This window comes from Luteimicrobium sp. DT211 (assembly GCF_049844995.1).
In the GTDB taxonomy this organism is placed as follows: domain Bacteria; phylum Actinomycetota; class Actinomycetes; order Actinomycetales; family Cellulomonadaceae; genus Luteimicrobium.
The window spans coordinates 75,127-99,825 of the sequence record NZ_JBNCMC010000001.1 but is presented as its reverse complement, the minus strand read 5'-3'; the positions used below and the strand labels follow the sequence as shown (position 1 = coordinate 99,825).

Genomic DNA, 24,699 nt, shown 5'->3' with positions numbered 1-24,699 from the left:
GTACGTGAAAGACGCACGCACACGACGACGGTGGGCAGCCGCCCTCGTCGCGACCCCGCTGGTGGCGACCACGCTGCTGGCCCCGGCCGCCGTCGCCGCCCAGAAGGACGAGCCCCAGGCCACCGCCCCCGTCAACGTGGACCGCGCCCCGGCCGGGGCCCAGGTCCTGGCGCAGTCGGTGGGCGCCGTGAGCGCGAACCCCGGCAACCGCGTCCGGGCGACCCTCGTGTGGGGACTGCCGGCCGGCGCCGACCGCTTCGTCGACTACGCCGTCTACGCGTCGGAGCGCGCCGCCGACGGGTCGTACGCGCGGGCCCACCTCGCCGGGCTCGCGGGCGACGACCGCTCGCTCCCCGCGCAGCGGGCGTTCGACGTCTTCTACGCCGACCGCGCCAACGCCGACGCGGTGCGCGTGGCGCCGCAGAACCTCGTCCTCGACGACCTCCACCGCGGCCGGGACTATCGGTTCGAGGTCCGGGGTGTCCTCGCGAACGGGCGGCAGATGGCGCTCGGGTCGTCCTACACGACGACGCTGGCGACGCCCGCGCAGGCGCCGCGGACGTTCGTCGTCACCGCGCGCGGCTACGCGGACGTGCCCGCGGTGCGCTCGTCCGCCGACGACGGCGCGCCCGTCCAGACGGCCGCCCTGCAGCGCGCCATCGACGACGCCGCGGCGTACGCGGCGACGCGGACCGGGCGGTCCGCCGAGGTCGTCGTGCCGCGCGGGACGACGCTGCGGTCCACCGCGCTGTACCTCGCGAGCGGGGTCACGCTACGCGTCGACGGCACGCTCAAGGCGTCGCTCGACCTGTCCGGGTACCTGCCGGGCGGGAAGTTCACCACTGTGAACGCGGAGAAGTACCTCAACCTCGTCAACGTCGAGGGGACCAAGACCGAGCGTCTGCACGACGTGCGGATCGTCGGCACCGGCGTCATCGACGGGCAGGGCTGGAAGTACCGCACCGACGGCGCCCCCGACGTCGAGTACGCGCGCCGGCTCGGGCTCGCGCAGTCGGAGGAGAGCACGTTCCGCACGGTCGCGGCGAACGGCGTGCTCGCCGGGGCGGTCTACCGGGCGTGCGTGGCGGCCGGCGGGCCAACGGGGGACGACGCCTGCTACAAGAAGCGCCCCAACCTCGTCGAGGGCGAGTACGTCGACCGCATGTACATCGGCGACGGGCTGCGGCTGCAGAACCCAGCGAACACGGTGACGGGGTTCAAGTACGTCACCGACTACGTCGTCAACGGCGTCACGATCCAGTCGTTCAACTCGAACAACGGTGACTCGATCAACGTCGCGCGCTTCAAGGGCTTCACCGCCCTCAACAACGTCGTGAACTCCGGCGACGACAACCTCGTCATGAACGCGGGGAACGCGTCGGAGTACGAACAGGACGGCGCCGCCGCGGTCGCGGGGTCCGCCTGGGTGTTCGACAACTACATGGCGCGCGGGCACGGCGGCGTCGCGTTCGGCAGCGGCACCGCGTCGTGGATCGACAACGTGCTCGTGGAGAACAACGTGTTCGTCGGCACGAGCGACGGGATCCGCGCGAAGTCCAAGCCGGGCTCGGGCGGCGGCGTGCGCTTCGTGACCGTCCGGAACATCGCCATGAAGGACCTCACGAACCTCGTGGGCGGGAAGGTCGACCCGCTGACGGTCGGCTACCAGATGGACGGCGCGCCCTTCATCTTCACCACCCACTACCCGGGCGACTACCAGGCCGTGCGCTGGCCGACCTACCACGACTGGGACGTGTCCCACGTGTCGGTGGACGGCAGCCGGACCGCGGGGATCGTCGTCGACGGCATCCACGACGACGCCAAGATGGCCGCCGCCGGGCTCACCTACCTGCCCACGAACAACCTGCACTTCAGCGACGTGCACTTCCGGGGCACCGGGATCCCGCTCGTCGACGGGCTACGCAGCTCCACGTTCGACGACGTCACGTTCGCCGACGCCGACGGCGTGCCCGTCCGCGACCCGTGGACGAACGTCGCGGACGTCGACGGCGTGACCGCCGACGGGGCCGCCGTCGTCGGGAGCGGCCGGACGTTCGCCGTCACGTCGGGGGACCGGGCGCGCGTCGGCGCGCACGGCGAGCTCCGCGTCGTGAGCGAGGGCTCGTTCACCCGCCTCTACACGGACACGCTGCCCGAGGACGTGTACACGCGGGTCGGGACGGTCCGGATCGACGGGAACCCGGTCGACCCGCTGCTCTACCCCAGCTTCGCGCCGAAGACGGAGGACATGGCGCTCGTCACCGGGTCCGACGCAGCGCTCTCGATCACGCCCCGGTCGCACACGAACATCGGGACCGTCGTGACGCTGCGCCGCCCGCTGCTCGACACCCTCGAGCCCGGCGGCCACACGCTCACCGTCGACTTCACCAACGGGACGTCGACCGCGACCTTCACGGTCGAGGGCTGACGGCCGTGCCGACCACGTCCGAGGGAGGACGAGAGATGACCAACCCACCGAGCCGGCGCCAGTTCCTCGCGATCGGCGGGATCGCAGCGGCGGCCGTCGCCCTGTCGGGGTCGCCGGCGTTCGGCGACGCGCTCGACGGCCTGGCGACCGGCCGCGCGGATGACCCCTGGGACCGCGCGGACCGGATCGTCCGGTCCGTCAGGCGCCCGCGCATCCCGGCGCACACCGTCTCCGTGACGGACTTCGGTGCCGTCGGGGACGGCACCACGGACGCCACGCAGGCCTTCCGCGACGCCATCGGGTGGCTCGCCGCCCGCAGCGGAGGACGGGTCGTGGTGCCGCCGGGCACCTACCTGACGGGCGCCATCCACCTCGAGAGCCGGATCGAGCTGCACGTCGAGGAGGGGGCGACGATCCTCTTCTCGACCGACCCGGCCGCCTACCTGCCGGTGGTGCCGACGCGCGACGGCGGGATCGAGTGCATGAACTACTCGCCGTTCGTCTTCGCGTACGGCAAGCACGACGTCGCGATCACCGGGGGCGGGGTGCTCGACGGGCAGGCGAGCAACGAGCACTGGTGGCCCTGGGTCGGCAAGAAGCAGTTCGGCTGGACGCCGGGGATGCCGACCGCGAACGACGCCGTCGCCCGGCTCGAGGCGATGGCCGACGCGGGCGTCCCCGTCGAGCAGCGGGTCATGGGCGACGGGAGCTACATCCGCCCGTCGTTCATCGAGCTCAACGGGTGCGAGCGGGTGCTGGTGTCCGGGGTGACGCTGCACCGGACCCCGAACTGGCAGATCCACCCGGTGCTGTGCACGGACGTCACCGTCGACGGCGTCGTCGCCAGCAGCCACGGCCCCAACAACGACGGCTGTGACCCCGAGTCGTGCCGCCGGGTGCTCATCCAGGGCTGCACGTTCGACACCGGCGACGACTGCATCGCGGTCAAGGCCGGCAAGAACACCGACGGGCGTCGCGTGAACGTGCCCACCGAGGACGTCGTGATCCAGAACTGCGAGTTCCTCATGGGCCACGGCGGCATCACCATCGGCAGCGAGATGACGGGCGGCGTGCGCCACCTGTACGCGCGCGACTGCACGATCGACAGCACCGAGCTCAACCAGGGGGTGCGGCTCAAGACCAACTCCCTGCGTGGCGGGTTCATCGAGGACGTGCACGTCAAGAACGTCACGATGACGAACGTCGCCGACTCCGTGCTCCTCGTGGACTTCACCTACGGGGAGGGCGCCGGGCACGGCTACCCGCCGGTGGTCCGCAACATCACGCTCGAGGACGTCACGGTCGGGACCGCCAAGTACCCGGTCTACGCGGTCGGGTACGACGACGACCACATCACGGGGATCACCCTGCGGAACGTCCGGGTCGAGAAGGCCACCAACCCGAGCGTCGTCCGCAACTGCGACGACGTGACGTTCCGGGACGTCGTCGTCAACGGGGTGGAGGTCGCCGCGCCGGTCGCCTGACCGTCACAGCGCCCGTCGGACGCCCGGCTCCAGCACCCGGAGCCGGGCGTCCAGCCCGGCGTCGGCGAAGGCGGTGCGCACCGCGTCGACCGACTCGGTGAAGTGCGCCCACGAGTCGGCGTGCACCGGCACGACGACGGCGTCGCCGAGCAGTCGTGCAGCCTCGGCGGCGTCCGTGCCGCGGAGGGTCACGGTGTGCCCGGGGAAGCGGCCGACGTCGGCGGCGCCCGTGTTGAGGACCGCGACGGCGATCGCGGGGAACCGCGCGGCGATCTCGCCGACGAGAGCGACCGACGCGTTGTCGCCCGAGACGTAGACGGTGGGCTCGCCCGGCGCCTCGAGCACGAAGCCCGTGACGGGCCCGCTGAGGGTCGGCGCGTCAGCACCCTCCGGGCCGTGGAGCGCGGGGACCGCCGTCACGGTGACGGCGGGCTCGCCGTCGAGGTCGATCGAGGCCCACGGCTCGAGGCCCGTCACGCGGGGGATCCGGCCCGCTGCGGCCGGCGTCGAGAGCACGGGGACGCCGTCGGCGAGGAGCTGCTCGACGAGCGCGCGCCCTGACGCGTCAAGGTTGTCGGGGTGCTGGTCGTGGGAGACGAGGACGAGGTCGGCGGGCAGGACGTCGCCGGCCGGGACGGCCGGCGGGGCGGTCCTGGTGAGGGTGATGCCGCCCTCGTAGCTGCGCGGCTCGTCGAACGTGGGGTCCACGAGGATGCGCAGGCCCGCGTACTCGAGGAGCGCCGTCGGGCCGCCGACGAGGGTCGCGTGGAGGGGCGTGCCGGACGGTGCGGGGTGGGTCGTCATGCGCCCAGCCTGACGTGCCCGGGGTCGCGGCGCGAGGGGCGCGCACGACACCGAACGCAAGGATCGCGCCACGTCGTCACTCGGCCGACGCCCGCCGGAAGTCGTACAGAAGGATTCCGGCCACCTGTACGCCACCGGAGCCGTTCCGCGCGTCCGCCTGCACAATGGTGCGATGACGTATCGGGTACTGCGGCTCGCGCTGTCGCTGGTCGCCTTCGTGTGCCTGCGACCCAAGGTCACCGGGCGGAACAACATCCCCCGCACCGGGCCGGTGATCCTCGCGAGCAACCACCTGTCGTTCGTCGACTCCCTCCTCATCCCGCTGGTCGCGCCGCGGCACGTGACGTTCATGGCCAAGGCCGAGTACTTCACCGGGCGCGGGCTCAAGGGCAGGATGTCCCGCTGGTTCTTCACGACCATGGGCCACATCCCCGTCGAGCGCGACGACCCCCGCGCCGGGATCCGCTCGCTCGAGGATGCGCTCGTCGTCCTGCAGCGCGGCGACGTGTTCGGGATCTACCCCGAGGGCACGCGCTCGCGCGACGGCAAGCTCCACAAGGGCCACACCGGGGTGGCGTGGCTCGCGCTCTCCGGGCACGCGCCGATCGTCCCCGTCGCCCTGGTGAACACCGACAAGGTCCAGCCCGCCGACGCGAAGATGGTCCGCATCCCGCGCGGGCACCGGGTGGAGATCCACTTCGGCCGTCCCATCGACCCGTCGCACCAGCTCACCGCGGCGCAGCGGCCCGCGCAGGCGCGGCGCGAGCTCACGGACAGCGTGATGACGAGCATCCACGCGATGAGCGGCCAGGAGCTCGCGGCCTGATGATCCTCCGCCTGGGCGAGCGCGTGCCCGACGTCGCCGGCACGGCCTGGGTCGCCGACGGCGCCACGGTCGTCGGGTCCGTGACGCTCGGTGAGCACGTCGGCGTGTTCTACGGCGCCGTGCTCCGCGGCGACATGCAGCCCATCACGGTCGGCGACCGGTCGAACCTCCAGGACGGCGTCGTCGTGCACACGGACCCCGGGTTCCCCGTGACCGTCGGGACGGGTGTCTCGGTCGGGCACAACGCCGTCCTGCACGGCTGCACCATCGACGACGACGTCCTCGTGGGCATGGGCGCCACCGTCCTCAACGGCGCGCACGTCGGAGCCGGGAGCCTGATCGGCGCGAACGCGCTCGTCCCGGAGGGCGCACAGATCCCGCCCGGGTCGCTCGTCGTCGGCGTGCCGGGCAAGGTACGGCGCGAGCTCACCGAGGCCGAGCGGCAGCACGTCCGCGACAACGCGGCCACGTACGTCGAGCTCACGCGGCAGCACGCCGAGGACGCGCGGCCCCTCGCCCCCTGACGCCGCGACCTGTCAGAAGGTCGTGAGGCTCGAGCCTCACCAGGTTCTGACACGCCTGGCGAACCGGTGAGTTGTCAGAAGGTCGTGAGGCTCGAGCCTCACCAGGTTCTGACAACTTGCGGGGGCGCGCGTGTGCAAGGGTGGGTGCTGACACCCCGAGGACGCCCCCGAGGAGCCGCTCGTGCCCCAGCCCGACCCCGTCAACGCTCCGGCGTCGACGCGACCGCACATCGCGGCCCGCGTCGAGGATCGGTTCTTCGAGGCGCTCGGAGGCCGGCTCTGTCGACGCAAGGGCTGGACACGGCACGTCGAGGCGTACACCGGGTACGGGTGCGAGACCTGGGTGCGCGTGCTCGCGCGGGCGGTCCTCGCGCCGCCGGACCCCCACCCGACGCCGGCGCACGACCGGCGCGGCTGGCGCAGCTACCTGTCCGTCCCGGCGCCCGGCGAGGTGCTGCGGGTCGCGGTCGGGGGAGCGCACGCCGTCCTCGTCGCCGACCGCGCCGGCTACATCGACACGCGCCTCGACCTCCCGGCCCCCCTCGCACCGGGCTGGCACGCCGCCTCCGTGACGACGGAGGACGGGCGGGTCGCCTCCTGCCCCCTGTACGTCGTCGGGCCCGGTGCCACGTTCGGCGTCGTGAGCGACATCGACGACACCGTCGTCGACACCCGCCTGCCGCGGCCGCTGATCGCGTTCTGGAACACGTTCGTCCTCCACCCCCGGGCCCGACGCGCGGTGCCCGGCATGGCCGACCTGTACGCCCGGCTGCAGTCCCGATACCCGGACGCGCCCTTCGTCTACCTGTCCACGGGCGCCTGGAACACCGCGGCGACGCTGCGGCGGTTCCTCGACGTGAACGGCTTCCCGCCCGGCCCGATCCTGCTCACCGACTGGGGACCCACCCACACCGGCTGGTTCCGCAGCGGCGTCGCGCACAAGCAGGGCCAGCTCGAGCGGCTGTTCGCGGAGCTGCCGGAGATCCGGTGGCTGCTCGTGGGCGACGACGGCCAGCACGACCCGGCGATCTACGACCGCGCCGCGCACGAGCACCCCGCACAGGTGGCGGCCGTCGCGATCCGCCAGCTCACCCCCACCCAGCAGGTCCTCTCGCACGGCCTGCCCGTCCCGCTTCCGCCGCCGCGCGGCCCGGAGCCGTGGAGCCACGCCGCGCACACCGGTCGGCACGTCCCCGCCCCCGTCGCGGGGAGCCCCGTCCCGGGCGAGGACGCCGGCGACGCGCGGACCGTCCCCGTGGTGCGCGGGCCCGACGGGGAGGCGCTGCGCCGGGCGTTGCTGGGCGCCGTCGGCTGACGCGCCGCTGAACCTTCCCGGCCCCCGTCTCGTCGTAGGGGTGTCGGCCCGTCCGGGCCGGCGCGAGACTGGACGGGTGGTCCGACCATGGCAGCACCGGCTGCGCGCCCGCGGCGCAGGCACCGACGGCGCACGCTCGTCGTCTGGGGCGCCGGCGTCGTCGTCGTCCTGGTGGCGGCCGCGCTCGTGGGGCCCGCGGTGTACGCGGGCCTGGTGAACCGGCACGCCGACCCTGTTCCCAGCCTGAGCGCCGGGAGCACGGCGGTGGGCACGCCCGGGGCGCTCGCGGACGGGCGCTGGACCGTCGGGACGGGTTCGTTCGCGGGCTACCGCGTCCACGAGGTGCTGCAGGGGCACGACGCGACCGTCACGGGCCGGACGGACCAGGTGTCGGGGACGGTCACGGCGTCGGACGGTCGCGTGACTGCCGGGACGGTCACGGTGCAGGTCGCGTCCGTCCACACCGACGAGCCGCCGCGCGACTCCTACTTCCGGTCGACGGCGCTCGAGACGTCGCGCTTCCCGACGGCGACCTTCACCCTGACGGGCGCGGTCCCGGCGTCGTCCGGATCGGTGAGCCTGCCCGGGCGGCTGACGGTGCACGGCGTGACCCGGGACGTGAGTATCCCCGCGCAGGTGGCCACGGGTGCGGCGGGCGCGCAGATCGTCGCGAGCCTGCCCGTCACCTGGGCGGACTTCGGGGTCAGCGCGCCGCGGCTGCCGTTCGTCACCGTCGACGACCACGGCGCGATCGAGCTCGACCTGCACCTCGTGAGCGCGTCGTGACCGCCGCCCCCGACACGCGGCTGCGTGCCCTGCACGACGCCCACGCGGGGGCGCTGTACCGCTTCGCGCTCCGGCTCACGGGCGACGAAGGGCTCGCGCAGGACGTCGTGCAGGAGACCCTCGTGCGGGCGTGGCGGCACCCGGAGGTGCTGGCCCGCGGGGACGACCAGGTGCGCGCCTGGCTGTTCACCGTCGCCCGGCACCTCGTCGTCGACGACCGGCGCAGCGCCCGGCACCGGCACGAGTCCGCGGTCGGCGAGCCGGGCGTGCTCGAACGCCTCGACCGCGCGCCGACCGCCCGGGACGACACGCAGGGCGTGCTCGACGCCTGGCTCGTCGGCGACGCCCTGGCGACGCTCTCGCCCGAGCACCGGGCCGTCGTCGTCGGGGCGTACTACGGCGGACGCAGCGTGGCCGAGCTCGCCGCCGAGCACGGGATCCCGGCCGGGACCGTGAAGTCGCGGCTGCACTACGGGCTGCGGGCCCTGCGGCTCGCGCTCCAGGAGAGAGGGGTCACGTCATGACCGAGGCCCGCACGCCCGACGACGTCGCCGCCGAGCACGAGCGCGTCGCCGAGTGGGATGCCGCCTACGTGCTGGGGGCGCTCGACGCCGAGGATCGCCGCGCCTACGAGCGGCACGTCGCCGTGTGCGACCGGTGCCGCGAGGACGTCGCCGACCTCGCCGGGATGCCGGCGCTGCTCGGGCTCGTCCCCGCCGAGGAGGTGCCCGGCCTCGTTGAGCCGGACGCACGCGGCGGGTCGCAGGAGGGTGCTGCGGCGTCGGCGGACGTCGTGGACCTGGGCGCGGTGGCCGCGCGGCTGCGCCGGGGGCAGGTGCGGCGCCGCTGGACCGCGGCCGCGGTGGCCGCGGGCCTGCTCGTGGTGGGCGGCGGGACCGGCTGGGTGGTGTCGTCGGCGCTCGCGCCCGACGGCGGCACGTCGGTGAGCGCAACCGCGACCACCGTGGACCTCGCGCCGGTCGCGGGCTCGGGCGTGACGGCGAGGCTCAGCCTCGACCCGGCGACGTGGGGCACGCGGGTGTCGTGGTCGTGCCGGTACCCGAGCGACGCCGGCTCCGCGCCCGCGAGCGGCGGCCCGTACGGGGGCACGGCGGGCGGCACGACGTACGCGCTGGTGCTCGTGGACCGGGCCGGCCACGCGACCACCGTCGGCACGTGGGCGGCGACGGGGATCGGCGCCAGCGGCCTGCACGCCTCGACGTCGCTCGCGGCCGCGGACGTGGCGAGCGTCGAGATCCGGCTCGGCGACGTCGCCGTCGCACGCGCGGACACCTGAGGCGAGCCCCTAGGGATCAGGCGGGCCGGACGCTTCCCCTGGTGTCCCGTAGCTTTCGCTTTGGGCAGTCCACGCCTGTGGCGTGACGCAAGCAACGCTGCTACGGTCCACGTTGGACTTCCAAGGAAGGAATCCGGATTAGTCAAGAGACAGGGGAGATTGTGCGAGTAGAAGATTGCTCGCGGTTCCCGCGGCGGCCATCCTCGCGGCCGCGGCGTTCATCGCACCGAGTGCCCACGCCGACGACGCTGTGACACCGAGCGACGAGCCGACCCTCGCGACATCCGACTTCCTCGACGCGGACATCGCGGCGCCTGGTGACGGCGGCCAGGCCGGCCAGAGCGACCAATGCGACCTCGACATTGCAGAGCGCGTGGGAGCCTGGACCTGCCCTGAAACTACGCCGGCGGAGGCGGTCTCCATCGAGAAGGAGGCGCTCTCGAGCCTCCTTGCCGAGGGGAAGATCAGCAAGGCGGAAGCGTCGGAGGAGACGGTCAAGCCGCTGTCGACCGGTACGACCTGCGACATCTCCGGTTGTTGGACGCTGATCGACACGGCCCATACGACCTACTCGGGTGCCGTTGCTTACGGGTATGGCAAGACGGGCCTTGGTTCCGGCCAAATGTACTTCAAGGTCACCGCCTCGGGGGCAAAGACTACGTCGTACCCGTTTTGGTTCAAGGCGACCCGCGGCACCAGCCAGTCCGTCCTCGAGGGTGAGAGGTTCTACGTCTCGTCGGCGCACCCTGGCGGCAACAAGGAATCGCCTCGCCACGCGTTCGGGCCGAAGGTGTTCGGCACGAGGTCGGCTGACATTTCGTCCAAATGGCCCTCGCCGGGCGCTACGACCTACGAGAAGACGACGCAGTGGATCACGATCGTCCATGAGGCCTCCTGGCGAGACATCTCGTCGGCTTATCCGGGACGCTGGTATATGTGGGCGAAGTCGTATAAGGGTCACCGGCAGTCGTCGGGTGCGTACTACTTCCAGAAATCGCTCCCGTCGGAGCCTCGCGCGACGGGCTACTCGAGTGACTGACGCGCAGGCCGCTGTCTTCGTCAACTGGATAGAGCTTGACGAGGACCTCTGGACCGCGACCTGGCAGCGGGGCCAGGAGTCCCGTGACGTCAACGGGACGCGTGACGAGGTCGTCGCTTGGGCCATCGCGCAAGATGCAGAGGCGCGATGGATCTTCGACGCCGATGAGAACGGGTACGTACCGCTCACTGCCGCGTGAACACGAGGCTGCCCCGCCACCACGAATTTCTTAGATGGCGGGGCGGACTCATGTCTGCTGCCACGAGAGCCGCATCATCCTTGTCGCTGCTGCCTTTCAAGGTCGAGCCGTTCACGCTCGAGGTCGATGCGCTGCGAGCGCGCCGAGTTCAGCACGGCAGTCCTTGGGGTGTTCGCCCGTCGGGGACTGCGACCTCCTCAAGCGCCCGGTCAACGGCGCCGGCCTCGGCTGTGCGAGCGAGGACGACGGGGCACGTCGCGAGGTGGTCGTCGACGAGCCCGCAGGCCTGCATCATCGCGTAGGCGGTGGTCGGTCCGACGAACACGAACCCGGCCTTCTTGAGCGCCTTCGACAGCGCGAGCGACTCGGCGGTCTTGCCGGGCACGTCGGCGAAGCTGGTCGCGCGCTCCGGGCGGGGCTCGGGCGCGAACGACCACACGAGCTCGTCGAGCGAGCCGCCGGCATCATGCAGGGCGACGAGCGCGCGGGCGTTGGTGATCGTGGCCTCGATCTTCTGCCGGTTGCGGATGATCGACGCGTCCTGGAGCAGGCGCTCGACGTCGTCCGGGCCGAACGCTGCGACGGTCTCGGCGTCGAACCCGGCGAACGCCGACCGGAACGCCTCGCGCTTGCGCAGCACGGTCAACCACGAGAGGCCGGACTGGAAGCCCTCGAGCGCGAGCCGCTCCAGCAGCGCCGCCTCGCCGTGCACCGGCTCTCCCCACTCGGTGTCGTGGTAGCGCTCGTAGAGCGGGTCGCCGTCGCCGAAGCACCGGGCGCCGGCAGGGCGGGGCGTCGGGGGTGCGCCGTCGTCCACGGCCGCGGGTGTCGTCGTCATGGCCCCAGCGTGCCCCACGCCGCCGACGCGCGGGGCGGGCACGCACCTACGCTGTGCATGTCCGGCCTTCGGCGGGAGTCTGTGGTCGAGCCTCGACGGGCTCGGTCGCGACGCGACGGGCCTGACCGGCTCCCCGCACCGGTATCTCCGTTGAGCATCAGGGCTCGCGATCTTGGATGGGCCAGTGCCGCAGGAAGGAGCGAGACGGTTGCCGAGGGATCTGGTCATCTATCCAGACGGTGGACCCGAGACCGGCCTGTGGAGCGGCGGGTACCGCGGCTGGGGCAGGACCGATGCGAGTACCGACGCCTTCCTTCGAGTCGGCCGTACCGTCGTGGCGGCCGTGGGCGCCGAGCTGAAGGCGCTCGGCGAGCTCCCGCTCAACGTCGTGCTCGTGGTCCCTGGTCGTTCGCCCGGCCCCGACGTGACCGTGCAGTGCGGCACCCGTGATCGGCACGAAGCAAGGGTCAGGGTGCTTCTGCCCCGTGGTTTCGCGGCACTGCCGAAGCCTGCCCAGCGAGCGAGCGTCGCCCGGACCCTCGTGGAGGCGGCCGGGACCGCCTGTGGCCCGGAGGCTCGTGACCTCGTCTCGCGGGCGACGGACCTGGCAGCGGACTACGACTTCGTGTACCGCCGCAGCTCTCCGTGGAAATGGGCGCCCGGCCGACGTCGACGGGCGAGACTGTCCGGCTGGCTCGCTGACGACGGCTTCGCGCGGGTGGTCGCGGAGGTCGACGAGGGCGAGCGGGTCCGGGTCTCCGCACCGGCCCGGGGCCCGACCACTGCCCGCCGGTTGGCACGAACGCTGGCGTCGTTGCGATGGCGGGGGCCCGACCAGCTCGAGTTGGTCTCCGGTGGCATGCAGATCCGTGGCTTCGGTGACGCTATGGAGGTCGGCGCCTCGCGGGTCGCGTTCGACGTGCGGGACGACCGACTGCTCGCGGGCCCTGACGACGACGACGCGGGCACCGCTGCCCCGGCCGTCGCCCCCGGCGGGGGGCTGCGATCCGGCCCGATCGCCGTGACGCCTCTCGCCGACGGCGCGCTCTACCTCGAGCTGGACTGCGGCCCCGTCGAGGACGAACCGGCGCGCCTGTACGCCGGGCTGGTCGACCTCTACTCGGACGCGATCCGCACGGACCCGCAGTGGATGGCATGGTTCACCGCCCTGGGCGTTCCGCGCATCTGGCTGAGCATCGAGCTCGATCCCGCAGCCCGGGACGGTGACGCCACGGCAGGCGTGGCGCCCGGCGGCCGCGGAGCAGGAGCGACGCTTCGCATCGCACCCCGAGCGCTCCTGGACGAGGCCGCGTTCTCGCGCCAGGTGCACGACGACGTGCTCGCCGTGATCGAGGCGTTGCGGGCTCTGCTCGACGCACCCCTTCCGCCCGGGCTTCCTGGACTTCCGCCGATCGCCGCGGCGGCCGACCCGGGGGCTCAGGCGTAGAGCGACTCGATCAGGTCCGCGTTCTTCTCGATCACGGGCTTGCGGCGCAGCTTGAGCGACGGGGTGAGCTCGTTGGACTCGACGGTGATCTCGTTCGGGAGGATCGCGAACTTCTTGATCTGCTCCCACCGTGCGAACCCGGCGTTGGTCCGGTCGACGGCGGCCTGCACCTCCGCGCGGACCTCCGGCGTCGCGATGAGCTCCTCGTAGGTCCCGGTGAGGCCGTGCGCCTTGGCCCAGCCGACGAGCTCTTCGGAGTCGACGCTCACGAGGGCGACGCAGTACGACCTCCCGGCCCCGACGACGACGGCCTGGCCGATGAGCGGGCAGCTCGACGACAGCGTCACCTCGACGAGCCCCGGCGCGACGTACTTGCCGTTGGACGTCTTGAAGAGGTCCTTCTTGCGGTCGACGATCTTGAGGTAGCGGCCCTCGGCGATCTCGCCGATGTCGCCGGTGTGGAACCAGCCGTCCTCGATGGCCTCGGCGGTCGCGTCGGGGTTGTTGAAGTACCCCGGCGTGACGGCGGGGCCCCGCGCGAGGATCTCGCCGTCGGACGCGAGCTTGATCTCGTGGCCGGGCAGCACGGGGCCGACGGTCCCGAACCGCGAGTCGCCCGGGAGGTTCACGGTGATCGCGGCGGACGTCTCCGTGAGGCCGTAGCCCTCGAGGATCGGCAGGCCGGCGGCCTCGAAGAACTCGAGGATCTCGCGCGACAGCGGCGCCGAGCCGGAGATGAAGTACTGGAGCTGCCCGCCGAACCGCTTGCGGACCTTCGAGAAGACGAGCGCACTGCCCAGCGCGGCCTGCGCGCGCACCCACCAGGACGCCGTCGTGCCGGACTGCTGTGCGCGGACCTTCTGCTCGCCGGTGCGCACGGCCCACCGGAACAGTGCGAGCGTGATCCCGCCCTTGGCCTCGACCTGCGCGGTGATGCCGGCGTGGACCTTCTCGAAGATGCGGGGAGCGGCGGCCATGAAGACGGGCCGGGCGGTCTCGAGGTTCCCGACGAGGTTCGGGATCGAGCCGTCGACGGCCGTCGGGTAGCCGATGAGGAGCTGCGCCACGACGAACGTCTTCGCGAACACGTGCGCGAGCGGGAGCCAGAGCAGCTGCGTGTGCTCGTCGGACAGGATGCCGAGCGCGTCGATGCCCGCGGCCTCACCGGTCCAGTTGTAGTGCGTGAGCCGGACGCCCTTCGGGAGCCCGGTCGTCCCCGACGTGTAGATGAGGGTCGCGAGGTCGTCGGGGCCGAGGTCGGCGTGCGCGTCGTCGGCGGCGGTGGGGTGGGCGACGTCGTACGCGCGACCCGACTCGACGAGGTCCTCGAGCGAGCGCTCGCCGTCCTCGAGCGTGGCGCCGGAGGCGTCGACCACGACGACGAGCTCGAGCGCGGGGGCCTTGTCCCGCACCGCGCGCACCTGCTCCAGGAGCTCCGCGTTCTCGACGACGACGATCCGCGACCCCGAGTCCGACAGGATCCACTCGAGCACGTCGGGCGTGGCGATGGGGTAGATCGACGTGGTCGCGGCGCCCGCCTGCTGGATCGCCTGGTCGACGACGATCCAGTCGTAGCTCGTGCCCGCCATGAGGGCGATCCGGTCGCCCCGCGCGATGCCGTGCTCGACGAACGCGGCCGTGAGCGGACGGACCCGCGCGTCGACGTCGCGCCACGTGTGGTCCACCCAGCCGCCGTGGCCGTCGGGTGAGCGGTAGGCCAGCTGGTCGGCGTGGTCGCGCACCCGCGCGTCGTAGAGGGCGGTGACCGAGCGCGCGATCCGCAGGGGAGAGTCGCTCAGGTCCAGGTGGGTGGCGGGTCGGCCCGCGGGGGTGGTGGCCGGTGCAGTCATGCGTTGTACCTCGTCGTCCGCTGCATGGGAACGCCCGCTCCGACGCGGGCTCGTGATACATGGTACCCCGGGTATCGGCATCCCCTGAATGCGCTGGTCGGGGCCACCTCAGACCGCTCCCGGCCGCCTCAGGGGCTTCTGAGGTACCCCCGGGCCGCAGGACTGGGCGACCGCCCGATGCCGGGCGGGCCGTCTTACGACGAACGTGAACGTCGACGCGAGGGGCACGAGGGCCTCGCCACCGACCGAAGGGGACATCATGATCGAGCAGTTCGGACCCGCCGCGGACGCGCAGGTCGCCTACCTGCAGGAGCGCGCGGCGTCGTCGTTCCGGCACGCGAACGAGAACCACGGCACGCTGCTGCACTGGCTGCGCCGCCACTCCCACCGCGGCGAGACCACCCGGCCGTGACCGTGCCGGCGCAGGCCGCCGGGGCTTTCCCGGTGACCGCGTCGGACGGCGCTGCCACACTGGGGGACATGCCCGCACCTGCGTCCGCGCACTTCGTCGCGCGGTCCGCCGAGCTGGAGCTCCTCACCGGCGCGGTCCGGCGCGCCGCCGAGGGCGAGCCGGCGCTCGTCCTCGTCGGAGGCGACGCCGGCGTCGGCAAGACCCGGCTGCTCGCCCGCGCGGCCGAGCTCGCCCAGGACGCCGGCGCGTCGGTCGTCGTCAGCCACTGCGTGGACCTGGGCTCCGTCGGGCTTCCGTTCCTCCCGTTCGTCGAGGCGCTCACCGACCTGCGGCGTCGTTGCTCGATCGTCGACGACGTCGCCGCCCAGCGTCCCGCGCTGGCGCGCCTCCTCGACGCCGACCCGGGAGCGACTCCCACCTCCGAGCCCGCCGGCCGCCTGCAGCTCCTCGACGGCCTGGCCGCCGTGCTCGGAGGTGCCGGGGCGCCGTCGTCGCCGCTCGTGCTCGTGATCGAGGACATCCACTGGGCGGATGCCTCGACGCTCGACGTCCTGCGCTACCTCGTCGCCCGGCTGCGTGACGAGAACCTCGTGGTCATCGCGTCGTACCGCGCCGACGACCTCCACCGCCGCCACCCCCTGCGTCCTGTGCTCGCCGAGCTGGGCCGCCACCCGCGCGTCGAGCGGATCGAGCTCGAGCCCTTCACGCGCGACGAGCTGCGCGAGTTCACGACGGCGATCGCCGGGAGCCCGCTCGACGCGGCCACCCTCGAGTCGGTGAGCCGCCGCTCCGAGGGCAACGCCTACTTCGCGGAGGAGCTCGTCGAGTCGAGGGTCCGGCCCGGGGAGCTTCCCTGGACGCTCGCCGACGTGCTCCACGCCCGGCTCGAGCGCCTCGCGCCGGACGTGCAGCGGCTCGTGCGCGTCGCGTCGGCGGCCGGCCGCCAGGTCTCCGAGCCTCTGCTGCGCGCCGTCGCCGCGGGTCCCGTGCTCGACGGCGGCCCGACCCGGGGAGCCGAGACCGACGCCGCGCTGCGGGAGGCCGTCGCGCAGCAGGTCCTGCACCCCGAGGGCGACCGCATCGTGTTCCGCCATGCCCTCCTCGCCGAGGCCGTCTACGGGGACCTGCTGCCGGGCGACCAGGTGGCCGTCCACCGCGCCTACCTCGACGCGCTCCTCGCCGACCCGACCCTCGGCTCGGCCGCGGTCCGCGCCTTCCACGCGTTCCGTGCCCACGACCTGCCGACGACGCTCGTCGCCAGCCGGGACGCGGCCCGGCAGGCCGCGCGCGTCCTCGCGCCCGCGGAGAAACGGCGCCACCTCGAGCAGGTGCTCGCGCTGTGGGACGCCGTACCCGAGGCCGCCGACCTCCTCGGCGAGACGCACGACGAGGTCGCGCTCGCGGCTGCCTCTGCCGCCTCGTGGTCGGGCGCTCCCGAGCGGGCCGTCCACCTCGCCCGAGCCGTCGTCGACGCTCACGTCGGCGACCCGCTCCGCCACGCCTCGCTCCAGCACGTCCTCGCCAGCTACCTGCTCGCTGCCGACGAGCTCGACGAGATGCTCGACCGCACCGCGGCCGCGCTCGAGATCCTGCCCGTCGACCCGCCGTCGCGCGACCGCGCCTGGACCCTCGCGATGCACGCGCGCGCCGCGCTCAACCTCGACCTCGACGACGTCGCCCGCCAGGACGCCGTCCGCGCCGTCGCCGACGCACAGGCCGTCGACGCGCCCGACGTCGAGGCGGACGCGCTCGGCACCCTGGCCGTGCTCGAGGTCGACGACGCCGAGCGCTCCGCGGAGCTCCTCGTCGAGGCCAAGGAGCGCGCGCACGCCGCGGGCGACCTCGAGACCGAGCTCCGGTGCATGTCGAACCTCGTGGCGAACCGGTACTACGCGGGCGACCTCGACGAGGCGGCGCGGCTCGCGGACGAGGCCTCGCAATACGCCCAGGACACCGGCATGACCTGGAGCGTCTACGGGATGACGATCCGCATGTTCGTCCTCCTCGGCGCTTACCTGAGGGGCGAGCTCGCGGCGGCGGACCCCGGGCCCGTCCCTGAGAGCTGGGCCGCGGGGTACCAGGCGCTGCAGCTCTACCCGGCCGTCGCGCGTGGCGACGCGGACGCCGTCGAACGGGGGCGCGCCCTGCGTCCGGCGTGGACCGTGGACGGGCAGATCGCGCTCGTCGCGGGGGGCTGCACCGTCGACGCGCTCGTCTGGCGGGGCGACGACGAGGAGGCGGTCGCGCTCGCCGAGGAGGTCATCGTCTTCCTCGGTCGCGAGTGGTCCGACTCGTTCCTCGGCCGGATCTGGCTCTCCGCGCTCGCGCTGTCGGCGCTCGCCGACCAGGCCGAGCGGGACGCGCTCCTGGGGCGCGACGTCGCGCCGCTCGTCGCGCACGGGGACGAGTTCCTCGACGCCGCGGTCCGCACGGCCGAGCGGGGGCGCCCGCGCGGCGGGGTCCTCGGGCCGGAGGGCCGCGGCTGGCTCGCGCGGGTCCACGCGGAGCACTCGCGGCTGCAGGCCGCGGGCGGTGGGGGCGCGAACGACCCCGAGCTCTGGGCCGCGGCGGCGCACGAGTTCGACTTCGGCTACCGCTACGAGGTCGCCCGGTCCCGGTGGCGCTGGGCCGAGGCGCTCGTGGCGGCGGGGGACCGGGACGCCGGCGGCAAGCAGCTTGCGACCGCGTTGGCGGACGCCGACGCGATGGGCGCCCGTCCGCTCGCCGACGCGTGCCGCGCCCTCGCCCGTCGGGCGCGCCTGGACGTGGGCGGCGTCCGGCCGCCGTCGACCGACACGCTCACCGACCGGGAGGCGGAGGTCATGGCCCTGGTCGCCCAGGGGCTGTCGAACCGGCAGATCGGCGAGCGGTTGTTCATCTCGGGCAAGACCGTGAGCGTGCACGTGTCGAACGTGCTCGCGAAGCTCGGCGCGGCCACCCGCGCGGAGGCGGTGTCGGTGGCGCACCAGCGCGGGCTGCTCGACGCGCCCAGCGCGCGCCGGCCGGGCTGAGCCCGCCGGACCCGACGCCCCCCTCGCCCGACCCACCCCGCCCGACCCGCCGCCCGCGCGCCGGGCGTGCTCGCATGCCCTCGCGAGGGTGGTCGGGGGACTTCGAGCTCGTCTCTACGACAACGTTGACATCGATGCGTCAACGTTGTCTACTGGTCGCGCAGCACGCGAGGAAGCGTGATGGCTCGACGAGGAGTGAGACGGATGAAACTGCTTCGACGCTCGGCCGCAGGACTGTCCCTGGCGGCGGTGCTGGCCGTCGCCGCGGGGGCCGGCGGGGCTTCGGCCGCCGGTCCCGCCCAGGGTGACGGAGCCGGCCCCGCGCCGTCGGCCGGAGGGCTGACGGTGAAGGACTACACGGTCCTCGGGCCTGTGGACCAGAACGCGCACGTGGTCGGCCGGGACAACGGGCAGAGCGTGCTCTACCAGGGCCGGTCGTACTGGTTCTTCGACGACACGATGCTCCAGGACCCCGAGGGCTTTCTCTCGAGCACGTCGGCGTCGACGAGCGACCTCGACGCCTCGGACGGCATCACACTGCGCTCCACCACCGTCTTCGACCGCACCGAGACGACGACGCCCACCGAGTTCGTGCCCTATTCCGCGGCCGAGACCGCGTTTCAGGAGGAGCATGCGTCGGACGACTGCACGGGCTCCACGGACGTGAACTGCGGGACGCAGTTCGCGTTCTGGCCCGGCGCCGCGGTCGCCGACCCCAGCCACCACCGGATCCTCGTCTTCTACGGCAAGCTGTGCCGCGGCGGCCTCGACACCGGCCCGTGCGCCTCTGGGTTCGTCGGCCAGGCCCTCGGCTCCGGCATCGTCTCGGTCGACATGCGGACCCACGCGATCACCCGCCTGAAGGTCGAGCACCAGGACCCCGCGCTGACGTCGCCCGAGGGCCACGACCCGACCCTCCTGTTCGCCCCGGCGGAGAACTGGGGGAACGGCGGCGCCGTCGTCGTCGGGCAGGAGCTGTACGCCTACGGGAGCTGCACGAGCGCGAACGACTGCGCCGTGGCGCGGGTCCGCCTCGGCGACGTCCAGGACCACGACGCCTGGACCTACTACACCGGCGACGACGCCCGCGGCCGTGCGCAGTGGTCGCACGACCCGAGCGCCGCGGTCGCCGTCATGAAGGGCGGCGCCGCCGGCGAGACCGTCCAGTACGACCCCACGACGCACGGCTACACGAACACGTTCATGCCGTCGCCGTTCCTCGACAAGAACGTCTACTACCAGACCGCCCCGCACCCCTGGGGCCCCTGGAGCTCGCAGCAGACGCTGTTCACCACCCAGTCCACGGACGGCCTCGACTACGCCGCCTTCGCCCACCCCGAGTACACGACCCACCACGGACTGACCCGCTACTACACGTACTACGCGTCCTCGACCGGGCAGCAGATGCTCGTCAAGGTCGACTTCAAGGAGTCCTGACCGATGCACCTCGATCCTCAGCGCGTCGTCGACCGCACGCGCCGCGTCCTCACCGAGCGCGTCTGGCCCGCGGCGGAGGTGGCCACCGCGCCGCTCGCCGTCACGGCCCGGGCGCTGGCCGGCGAGCCCGAGCCCTTCGACCGCGCCACCGACGGTCCGTTCACGGCCGTGCGGGTCGGCGACCCGTGGGGCCCGGCCTGGACGACGACGTGGTTCCGGGTGAGCGGCGACGTACCCGCGGCCTGGGCAGGCCGGACGGGCGCCGGGGGCGGGGCGCTGCGCACGGCGGCGATGCTCGACATCGGCTTCGACGCCGACGCGGGCCCCGGGTTCCAGTGCGAGGGGCTCGTCTTCGACACCGACGGGCAGATCCTCAAGGGCATCCACCCGCGGAACAAGGCCGTGGCGGTCACCGGCTCGTCCGTCGACCTCTTCGTCGAGGCCGCGGCCAACCCCGACGTCGCGGCGGCGGCGTTCCGCCCGACGCACCTGGGTGACGGGATCGCGCCCGACGGGCCGCCGCTGTACCGGCTGAAGCGGGCCGACGTCGCGCTGGTCGACCCGGCGGTCGAGGCTCTCGCGTACGACCTCGACGTGCTGCTCGGCTGGGCGGAGCGACTGCCCGCCGACCGGCCGCGCCGGGGCAGGATCCTCGCCTCGCTCGCCGGCGCGCTGGATGCCCTCGACCTCGACGACGTCGCCGGGACCGCGGCGGCGGCGCGCGCCGAGCTCGCGGAGGTCCTGGCCCAGCCCGCCGAGGCGAGCGCGCACCGCGTGGCCGCCGTCGGGCACGCGCACATCGACTCCGCGTGGCTGTGGCCGACGCGCGAGACCGTGCGCAAGTGCACCCGCACGTTCTCGAACGTCATCGCGCTCATGGACGACTACCCCGAGCTGCGGTTCGCCTGCTCGCAGGCGCAGCAGTACGCGTGGATCGAGGAGTCGCAGCCCGACCTCTTCGCGTCGATCACGAAGGCCGTCGACCGCGGCGCGTGGATCCCTGCGGGCGGCATGTGGGTCGAGTCGGACACCAACATGCCCGGCGGCGAGGCCCTGGTGCGGCAGTTCCTCCACGGCAAGCGGTACTTCGCCGAGCGCTTCGGCGTGGACCCGGAGGAGGTCTGGCTCCCGGACTCGTTCGGCTACACGGCGGCGCTGCCGCAGATCGCCAAGCTGGCCGGCTACCGGTGGTTCGTCACCCAGAAGCTCTCCTGGGGGGCGCCGCAGAACAAGTTCCCGCACCACACGTTCTGGTGGGAGGGCATCGACGGCACGCGGCTGTTCAGCCACCTGCCGCCCGTCGACACCTACCTCTCGGAGCTCTCGGCGGCCGAGCTGGACCATGCCGTCAGCAACTTCGCCGAGCACCCGGCCGCGACCACCTCGATGGTCCCGTTCGGTCACGGCGACGGCGGTGGCGGCCCCACCGCCCTCATGATGGAGCGCGCCCGGCGCCAGGCGGACCTGGAGGGCTCGCCGACGATCGAGCACGCGACGCCGGAGGAGTTCTTCCGCACCGCCGAGGCCGAGTACGCCGACGCCCCGACGTGGGTCGGCGAGCTCTACCTCGAGGCGCACCGGGGGACGTACACGTCGCAGGCCGCCACCAAGCGCGGCAACCGCCGCAGCGAGCACCTCCTGCGCGAGGCCGAGCTGTGGAGCGCGGTCGCGACCGTCCGGCACGGGGTGCCGTACCCGTACGAGGCGCTCGACCGGCTCTGGAAGACGGTGCTGCTCCACCAGTTCCACGACATCCTCCCGGGCTCGTCGATCGCGTGGGTCCACCGCGAGGCGGCGGAGGCGTACGAGGAGGTCCGGGCAGAGCTCGAGGGGATCATCGGGTCCGCGCTCGACGTCCTCGCGGGGGAGGGCAGCACGCCGATCGCCTTCAACGCGGCGCCCACCGCGGCGTCCGGGGTCCCGGCGCTCGGTGCCGGCACACCGGCTCCCGCGGCATCCCCGGCGGTCACCGTCACGCAGGACGGCGGCACGACCGTCCTCGACAACGGCGTCCTCCGCGTCACGATCGACGGCCGAGGCGTCGCGCCCAGCGTGGTCGACCTGAGGCACGGGCGCGAGCTCGTCCTGCCCGGGCGGCGCCTCGGCGAGCTCGTGCTCCACCAGGACCTGCCGAACGCGTTCGACGCCTGGGACCTCGACGAGCACTACCGGGGCTCCGGGCGCACGCTCGACGACCTCGACGACCTCGACGAGCTGCGGGTCGAGCGCGGGGCCGCCGGCGAGGCGACCGTCGTCGTCACGCGCAGCTTCGGCAGCTCCACGGCCACCCAGCGGACCACGCTGCGTCCCGGCGCCGCCACGCTCGACTACGACACCGAGGTCGACTGGCACGAGGCCGAGCGGATCCTCAAGGTCGCGTTCCCCGTGGACGTGCTCACGGACACGGCCGCGTCGGAGATCCAGTTCGGGCACGTCGTGCGGCCGACCCACGCGAACACGACCTGGGACGCCGCGAAGTTCGAGACGTGTGCCCACCGGTGGGTGCACGTCGGGGAGCCGGGCTTCGGGGTGGCGGTGGCCAACGACGCCACGTACGGGCACGACATCCACCGCGTCGACCCCGACGGCGGCGGACGCCCGGGCACGGAGGTCCGGCTCTCGCTGCTGCGCGCGCCGCGCTACCCGGACCCCGAGGCGGACCAGGGCACGCACCGCTTCTCCTACCAGCTCGTCAGCGGCGCCGCGATCGAGGACGCCGTCGACGCCGGCTACCGGCTGAACCTGCCGCTCCGGGAGCGCGCAGGGGCCGCGCCCGTGACGCCGCTCGTCGCGGTGTCGGGGGTCGGGCCGGACGGCGGCCCGCACGGCGTCGTCGTCGAGAGCGTCAAGCTCGCCGAGGACCGCTCGGGCGACCTCGTTGTCCGGCTGTACGAGTCGCTGGGGGCACGCACCCGGGCGCGCGTCGGCTGGGACGCCGAGGCGCGGGGGGCGTCCGTCGTCGACCTGCTCGAGCGCGAGCTCGAGCAGCTCGCCGACGCGCGGACCGGCGCGGAGCTCGAGCTCCGGCCGTTCCAGATCGTCACGCTCCGGATCCACCGGGGCTCGGGTCTCGAGGAGGAGATCGGATGACACGGATGTCTGCCGACGCGGTGGCCGAGCCGCTCGTCGGTTCCGCCGCGGGAGCGCGCCGCCGCGGCCGCACGCGAAGGTCCGCGAAGCGGCGTCGCGACACGTTGCTCGGCTACCTGTTCATCTCGCCGGCGATCATCGGCCTGTTCCTGTTCGTCGGCTACCCGATGGTCACGTCGCTGTACCACTCGTTCACCGACTGGAACGGGCTGACCCCGGCCACCTGGGTGGGGCTCGACAACTACGTCGAGATGTTCACCAAGGACCCGACGTTCTGGCCGTCGATCGCGGTCACGTTCCTCTGGGTCGTGATCTCGGTGCCGGTGACGATCGTCGCGGGCCTCGCGCTCGCCGTCCTGGTCAACCGGGCCCTCAAGGGCGTCAAGATCTTCCGGACGATCTTCTACCTGCCGGTCGTCCTCCCCGCGGTGGCCGTGCTGACCCTCTGGAAGTACATCTACGACCCCACGTACGGGCTGGCGAACGAGGTGCTCCGGTTCCTCCACCTGCCGGAGAGCGGGTGGCTGGGCGACGCCCATGTCGCACTGCCCGCCATCCTGCTCGTCGGGGTGTGGGGCGTCGGCGGGACGATGATCATCTTCCTCGCGGGCCTCCAGGCCGTGCCGACCGAGCTGCTCGAGGCCGCCAAGGTGGATGGTGCGGGCGCGTTCCGGAGCTTCCTCAAGATCACGCTGCCGATGATCGGCCCGATCCTGCTGCTGCAGCTCGTGCTCCAGCTCAACGGGGCGTTCCAGACGTTCAACCAGGTGGCGATCCTCACCAAGGGCGGGCCGGGGACGTCCACCAACCTGCTCATGTACAAGATCTACAACGACGGCTTCGCGAACTTCATCGCCGCGCCGCAGCTCGGCTACGCCACGGCGGAGGTGTGGGTGCTGTTCGCGATCGTCATGGTCGTCACCCTCGTCATGCTGCGGCTCACCCGGGGCCGTTTCTCCGCCGGAGGTGAAGCATGACCGCCACGCTGACCGCCCCGCCCACCTCGCCCGGGTCGCAGGCCGCCGGGACGGCCGAGCGCCACGTCCCCCTGAGCCATCGGGTGCCGCGCACGCTCTCGCGCGTCGCCTGGTACGTCCTGTGCGGGCTCCTCGCCGTGTCGATGCTCCTGCCGCTCGTCTGGATGCTCAGCATCGCGCTCAAGTCCAACGGCGACATCAACCAGATCCCGCCGAGCTTCTTCCCCCACGAGTTCCAGTTCTCGAACTTCAAGAACGGCCCCGCCGAGATCCACTTCTACCGGCTGCTCGTCAACACCCTGATCGTCACGGTGCTGTCGGTCTTCGGGGCGGTGGCGAGCTCGATGATCGTGGGCTACGGCATCTCCCGGATCGACTTCCCGGGCCGCAACTTCTGGTTCGCGCTCATCGCGGGGAGCCTGTTCGTGCCGGGGATCGTCGGGCTGATCCCGCTGCAGCACCTGTACATCAACCTCGGGCTCATCGACACCTGGGTCCCGCTGATCCTCCCGGCCTTCTTCGGGAGCCCGATCTTCATCTTCCTCGCCCGGCAGTACTACCAGTCGATCCCGCGCTACCTGGACGAGTCCGCCCTGATCGACGGCGCGGGGCACTGGACGATCTTCACGCGGATCATGCTCCCGATCACCAAGCCGGTCTGGATCACGGTCGCCATCATGTCCTCCCAGCTCGCCTGGAACGACTACCTCAACCCGCTGGTCTACCTGCAGAGCCAGTCGAAGTTCACGCTCCCGCTGGGCATGGCGTCGTTCCTCAGCGACACCGCGGGCTCCGAATACAACTACTACATGGCGACGAACGTCCTGTTCATGCTGCCGCCGCTGATCCTGTTCTTCCTCGCCCAGCGCTACTTCATGGAGGGCATCGGCTCTCTCGGGACGATCTCGAAGTAGCCCACCCCATCCACGTCCGAC

At 72.8% G+C, this 24,699-nt stretch carries 20 protein-coding genes; 17 read left to right on the top strand and 3 right to left on the bottom strand.

The genetic code is table 11. From position 1 onward, the window contains the following. The first annotated feature begins 4 nt into the window (after nt 1–4). Nucleotides 5–2,428, top strand: a complete 2,424-nt coding sequence (locus ACLQ14_RS00455) for a glycoside hydrolase family 28 protein (RefSeq protein WP_425808745.1) — start codon at nt 5–7, stop codon at nt 2,426–2,428. Nucleotides 2,429–2,463: 35 nt separating this feature from the next. Next, complete coding sequence (locus tag ACLQ14_RS00450; RefSeq protein WP_425808743.1) at nt 2,464–3,912, top strand: glycoside hydrolase family 28 protein; 1,449 nt, start codon at nt 2,464–2,466, stop codon at nt 3,910–3,912. A 3-nt stretch (nt 3,913–3,915) separates the two neighbouring features. On the opposite strand, the gene ACLQ14_RS00445 is transcribed toward ACLQ14_RS00450, so the two are convergent. Then, complete coding sequence (locus ACLQ14_RS00445) at nt 3,916–4,716, bottom strand: MBL fold metallo-hydrolase (RefSeq protein WP_425808741.1); 801 nt, start codon at nt 4,714–4,716, stop codon at nt 3,916–3,918. Between the two features lie 172 nt (nt 4,717–4,888). On the opposite strand from ACLQ14_RS00445, the gene ACLQ14_RS00440 reads away from it, so the two are divergent. The 8 genes from ACLQ14_RS00440 (at nt 4,889) to ACLQ14_RS00405 (ending at nt 10,702) form a co-directional block, all read left to right on the top strand. Beyond that, the gene (locus tag ACLQ14_RS00440) at nt 4,889–5,542 is read left to right on the top strand and encodes a lysophospholipid acyltransferase family protein (RefSeq protein WP_425808739.1); all 654 of its coding nucleotides are present in this window, start codon (nt 4,889–4,891) and stop codon (nt 5,540–5,542) included. Beyond that, nucleotides 5,542–6,066, top strand: coding sequence for a gamma carbonic anhydrase family protein (locus tag ACLQ14_RS00435; protein ID WP_425808736.1), 525 nt, complete (start codon nt 5,542–5,544; stop codon nt 6,064–6,066). The genes ACLQ14_RS00440 and ACLQ14_RS00435 overlap by 1 nt, the downstream gene beginning before the upstream one ends. A 181-nt stretch (nt 6,067–6,247) precedes the next feature. After that, nucleotides 6,248–7,381, top strand: coding sequence for an App1 family protein (locus ACLQ14_RS00430; protein WP_425808734.1), 1,134 nt, complete (start codon nt 6,248–6,250; stop codon nt 7,379–7,381). A gap of 87 nt (nt 7,382–7,468) precedes the next feature. Further along, nucleotides 7,469–8,167 (top strand): YceI family protein, encoded by a 699-nt coding sequence (locus ACLQ14_RS00425; RefSeq protein WP_425808732.1) that lies wholly within the window; start codon nt 7,469–7,471, stop codon nt 8,165–8,167. Next, complete coding sequence (locus tag ACLQ14_RS00420) at nt 8,164–8,691, top strand: sigma-70 family RNA polymerase sigma factor (RefSeq protein WP_425808730.1); 528 nt, start codon at nt 8,164–8,166, stop codon at nt 8,689–8,691. The genes ACLQ14_RS00425 and ACLQ14_RS00420 overlap by 4 nt, the downstream gene beginning before the upstream one ends. After that, nucleotides 8,688–9,464 carry an anti-sigma factor family protein gene (locus tag ACLQ14_RS00415; protein ID WP_425808728.1) on the top strand — a complete coding sequence of 259 codons (777 nt, stop codon included), beginning with the start codon at nt 8,688–8,690 and terminating at the stop codon, nt 9,462–9,464. Before ACLQ14_RS00420 ends, ACLQ14_RS00415 begins: the two co-directional genes overlap by 4 nt. A gap of 175 nt (nt 9,465–9,639) precedes the next feature. Next, the gene (locus ACLQ14_RS00410; RefSeq protein ID WP_425808727.1) at nt 9,640–10,503 is read left to right on the top strand and encodes a hypothetical protein; all 864 of its coding nucleotides are present in this window, start codon (nt 9,640–9,642) and stop codon (nt 10,501–10,503) included. After that, entirely contained in the window at nt 10,496–10,702 is a 207-nt protein-coding gene (locus tag ACLQ14_RS00405; RefSeq protein WP_425808725.1) for a hypothetical protein, read from the top strand. Before ACLQ14_RS00410 ends, ACLQ14_RS00405 begins: the two co-directional genes overlap by 8 nt. A gap of 148 nt (nt 10,703–10,850) precedes the next feature. On the opposite strand, the gene ACLQ14_RS00400 is transcribed toward ACLQ14_RS00405, so the two are convergent. Further along, nucleotides 10,851–11,540 (bottom strand): DNA-3-methyladenine glycosylase I, encoded by a 690-nt coding sequence (locus ACLQ14_RS00400; RefSeq protein WP_425808723.1) that lies wholly within the window; start codon nt 11,538–11,540, stop codon nt 10,851–10,853. A 343-nt stretch (nt 11,541–11,883) separates the two neighbouring features. Here ACLQ14_RS00400 and ACLQ14_RS00395 point away from each other — a divergent pair, with 343 nt between their 5' ends. Further along, nucleotides 11,884–12,987 carry a hypothetical protein gene (locus tag ACLQ14_RS00395; RefSeq protein ID WP_425808721.1) on the top strand — a complete coding sequence of 368 codons (1,104 nt, stop codon included), beginning with the start codon at nt 11,884–11,886 and terminating at the stop codon, nt 12,985–12,987. Here the strand turns inward: ACLQ14_RS00395 and ACLQ14_RS00390 are convergent. Further along, a complete protein-coding gene (locus ACLQ14_RS00390; protein WP_425808719.1) occupies nt 12,978–14,837 on the bottom strand; it encodes an AMP-dependent synthetase/ligase in 1,860 nt (619 codons plus the stop codon). The genes ACLQ14_RS00395 and ACLQ14_RS00390 overlap by 10 nt on opposite strands. A gap of 259 nt (nt 14,838–15,096) precedes the next feature. Here ACLQ14_RS00390 and ACLQ14_RS00385 point away from each other — a divergent pair, with 259 nt between their 5' ends. The 6 genes from ACLQ14_RS00385 (at nt 15,097) to ACLQ14_RS00360 (ending at nt 24,678) form a co-directional block, all read left to right on the top strand. After that, nucleotides 15,097–15,249 (top strand): hypothetical protein, encoded by a 153-nt coding sequence (locus ACLQ14_RS00385; protein ID WP_425808717.1) that lies wholly within the window; start codon nt 15,097–15,099, stop codon nt 15,247–15,249. A gap of 68 nt (nt 15,250–15,317) precedes the next feature. Next, nucleotides 15,318–18,260, top strand: a complete 2,943-nt coding sequence (locus tag ACLQ14_RS00380; protein ID WP_425808716.1) for a helix-turn-helix transcriptional regulator — start codon at nt 15,318–15,320, stop codon at nt 18,258–18,260. Nucleotides 18,261–18,464: 204 nt separating this feature from the next. Further along, the gene (locus tag ACLQ14_RS00375; RefSeq protein WP_425808715.1) at nt 18,465–19,697 is read left to right on the top strand and encodes a DUF4185 domain-containing protein; all 1,233 of its coding nucleotides are present in this window, start codon (nt 18,465–18,467) and stop codon (nt 19,695–19,697) included. Nucleotides 19,698–19,700: 3 nt separating this feature from the next. Further along, on the top strand, nt 19,701–22,787 hold the full coding sequence (locus ACLQ14_RS00370) for an alpha-mannosidase (RefSeq protein WP_425808714.1): 3,087 nt from the start codon (nt 19,701–19,703) through the stop codon (nt 22,785–22,787). After that, nucleotides 22,784–23,764 (top strand): carbohydrate ABC transporter permease, encoded by a 981-nt coding sequence (locus ACLQ14_RS00365; RefSeq protein WP_425808712.1) that lies wholly within the window; start codon nt 22,784–22,786, stop codon nt 23,762–23,764. The genes ACLQ14_RS00370 and ACLQ14_RS00365 overlap by 4 nt, the downstream gene beginning before the upstream one ends. Then, nucleotides 23,761–24,678, top strand: a complete 918-nt coding sequence (locus tag ACLQ14_RS00360) for a carbohydrate ABC transporter permease (RefSeq protein ID WP_425808710.1) — start codon at nt 23,761–23,763, stop codon at nt 24,676–24,678. The genes ACLQ14_RS00365 and ACLQ14_RS00360 overlap by 4 nt, the downstream gene beginning before the upstream one ends. Nucleotides 24,679–24,699 lie beyond the last annotated feature (21 nt).

Bases quoted from the DNA above. Each gene is read 5' to 3' on its own strand.
- ACLQ14_RS00450 (WP_425808743.1), top strand. From the start codon at position 2,464: ATGACCAACCCACCGAGCCGGCGCCAGTTCCTCGCGATCGGCGGGATC.
- ACLQ14_RS00445 (WP_425808741.1), bottom strand. From the start codon at position 4,716: ATGACGACCCACCCCGCACCGTCCGGCACGCCCCTCCACGCGACCCTC.
- ACLQ14_RS00440 (WP_425808739.1), top strand. From the start codon at position 4,889: ATGACGTATCGGGTACTGCGGCTCGCGCTGTCGCTGGTCGCCTTCGTG.
- ACLQ14_RS00435 (WP_425808736.1), top strand. From the start codon at position 5,542: ATGATCCTCCGCCTGGGCGAGCGCGTGCCCGACGTCGCCGGCACGGCC.
- ACLQ14_RS00425 (WP_425808732.1), top strand. From the start codon at position 7,469: ATGGCAGCACCGGCTGCGCGCCCGCGGCGCAGGCACCGACGGCGCACG.
- ACLQ14_RS00415 (WP_425808728.1), top strand. From the start codon at position 8,688: ATGACCGAGGCCCGCACGCCCGACGACGTCGCCGCCGAGCACGAGCGC.
- ACLQ14_RS00400 (WP_425808723.1), bottom strand. From the start codon at position 11,540: ATGACGACGACACCCGCGGCCGTGGACGACGGCGCACCCCCGACGCCC.
- ACLQ14_RS00390 (WP_425808719.1), bottom strand. From the start codon at position 14,837: ATGACTGCACCGGCCACCACCCCCGCGGGCCGACCCGCCACCCACCTG.
- ACLQ14_RS00385 (WP_425808717.1), top strand. From the start codon at position 15,097: ATGATCGAGCAGTTCGGACCCGCCGCGGACGCGCAGGTCGCCTACCTG.
- ACLQ14_RS00380 (WP_425808716.1), top strand. From the start codon at position 15,318: ATGCCCGCACCTGCGTCCGCGCACTTCGTCGCGCGGTCCGCCGAGCTG.
- ACLQ14_RS00375 (WP_425808715.1), top strand. From the start codon at position 18,465: ATGAAACTGCTTCGACGCTCGGCCGCAGGACTGTCCCTGGCGGCGGTG.
- ACLQ14_RS00370 (WP_425808714.1), top strand. From the start codon at position 19,701: ATGCACCTCGATCCTCAGCGCGTCGTCGACCGCACGCGCCGCGTCCTC.
- ACLQ14_RS00365 (WP_425808712.1), top strand. From the start codon at position 22,784: ATGACACGGATGTCTGCCGACGCGGTGGCCGAGCCGCTCGTCGGTTCC.
- ACLQ14_RS00360 (WP_425808710.1), top strand. From the start codon at position 23,761: ATGACCGCCACGCTGACCGCCCCGCCCACCTCGCCCGGGTCGCAGGCC.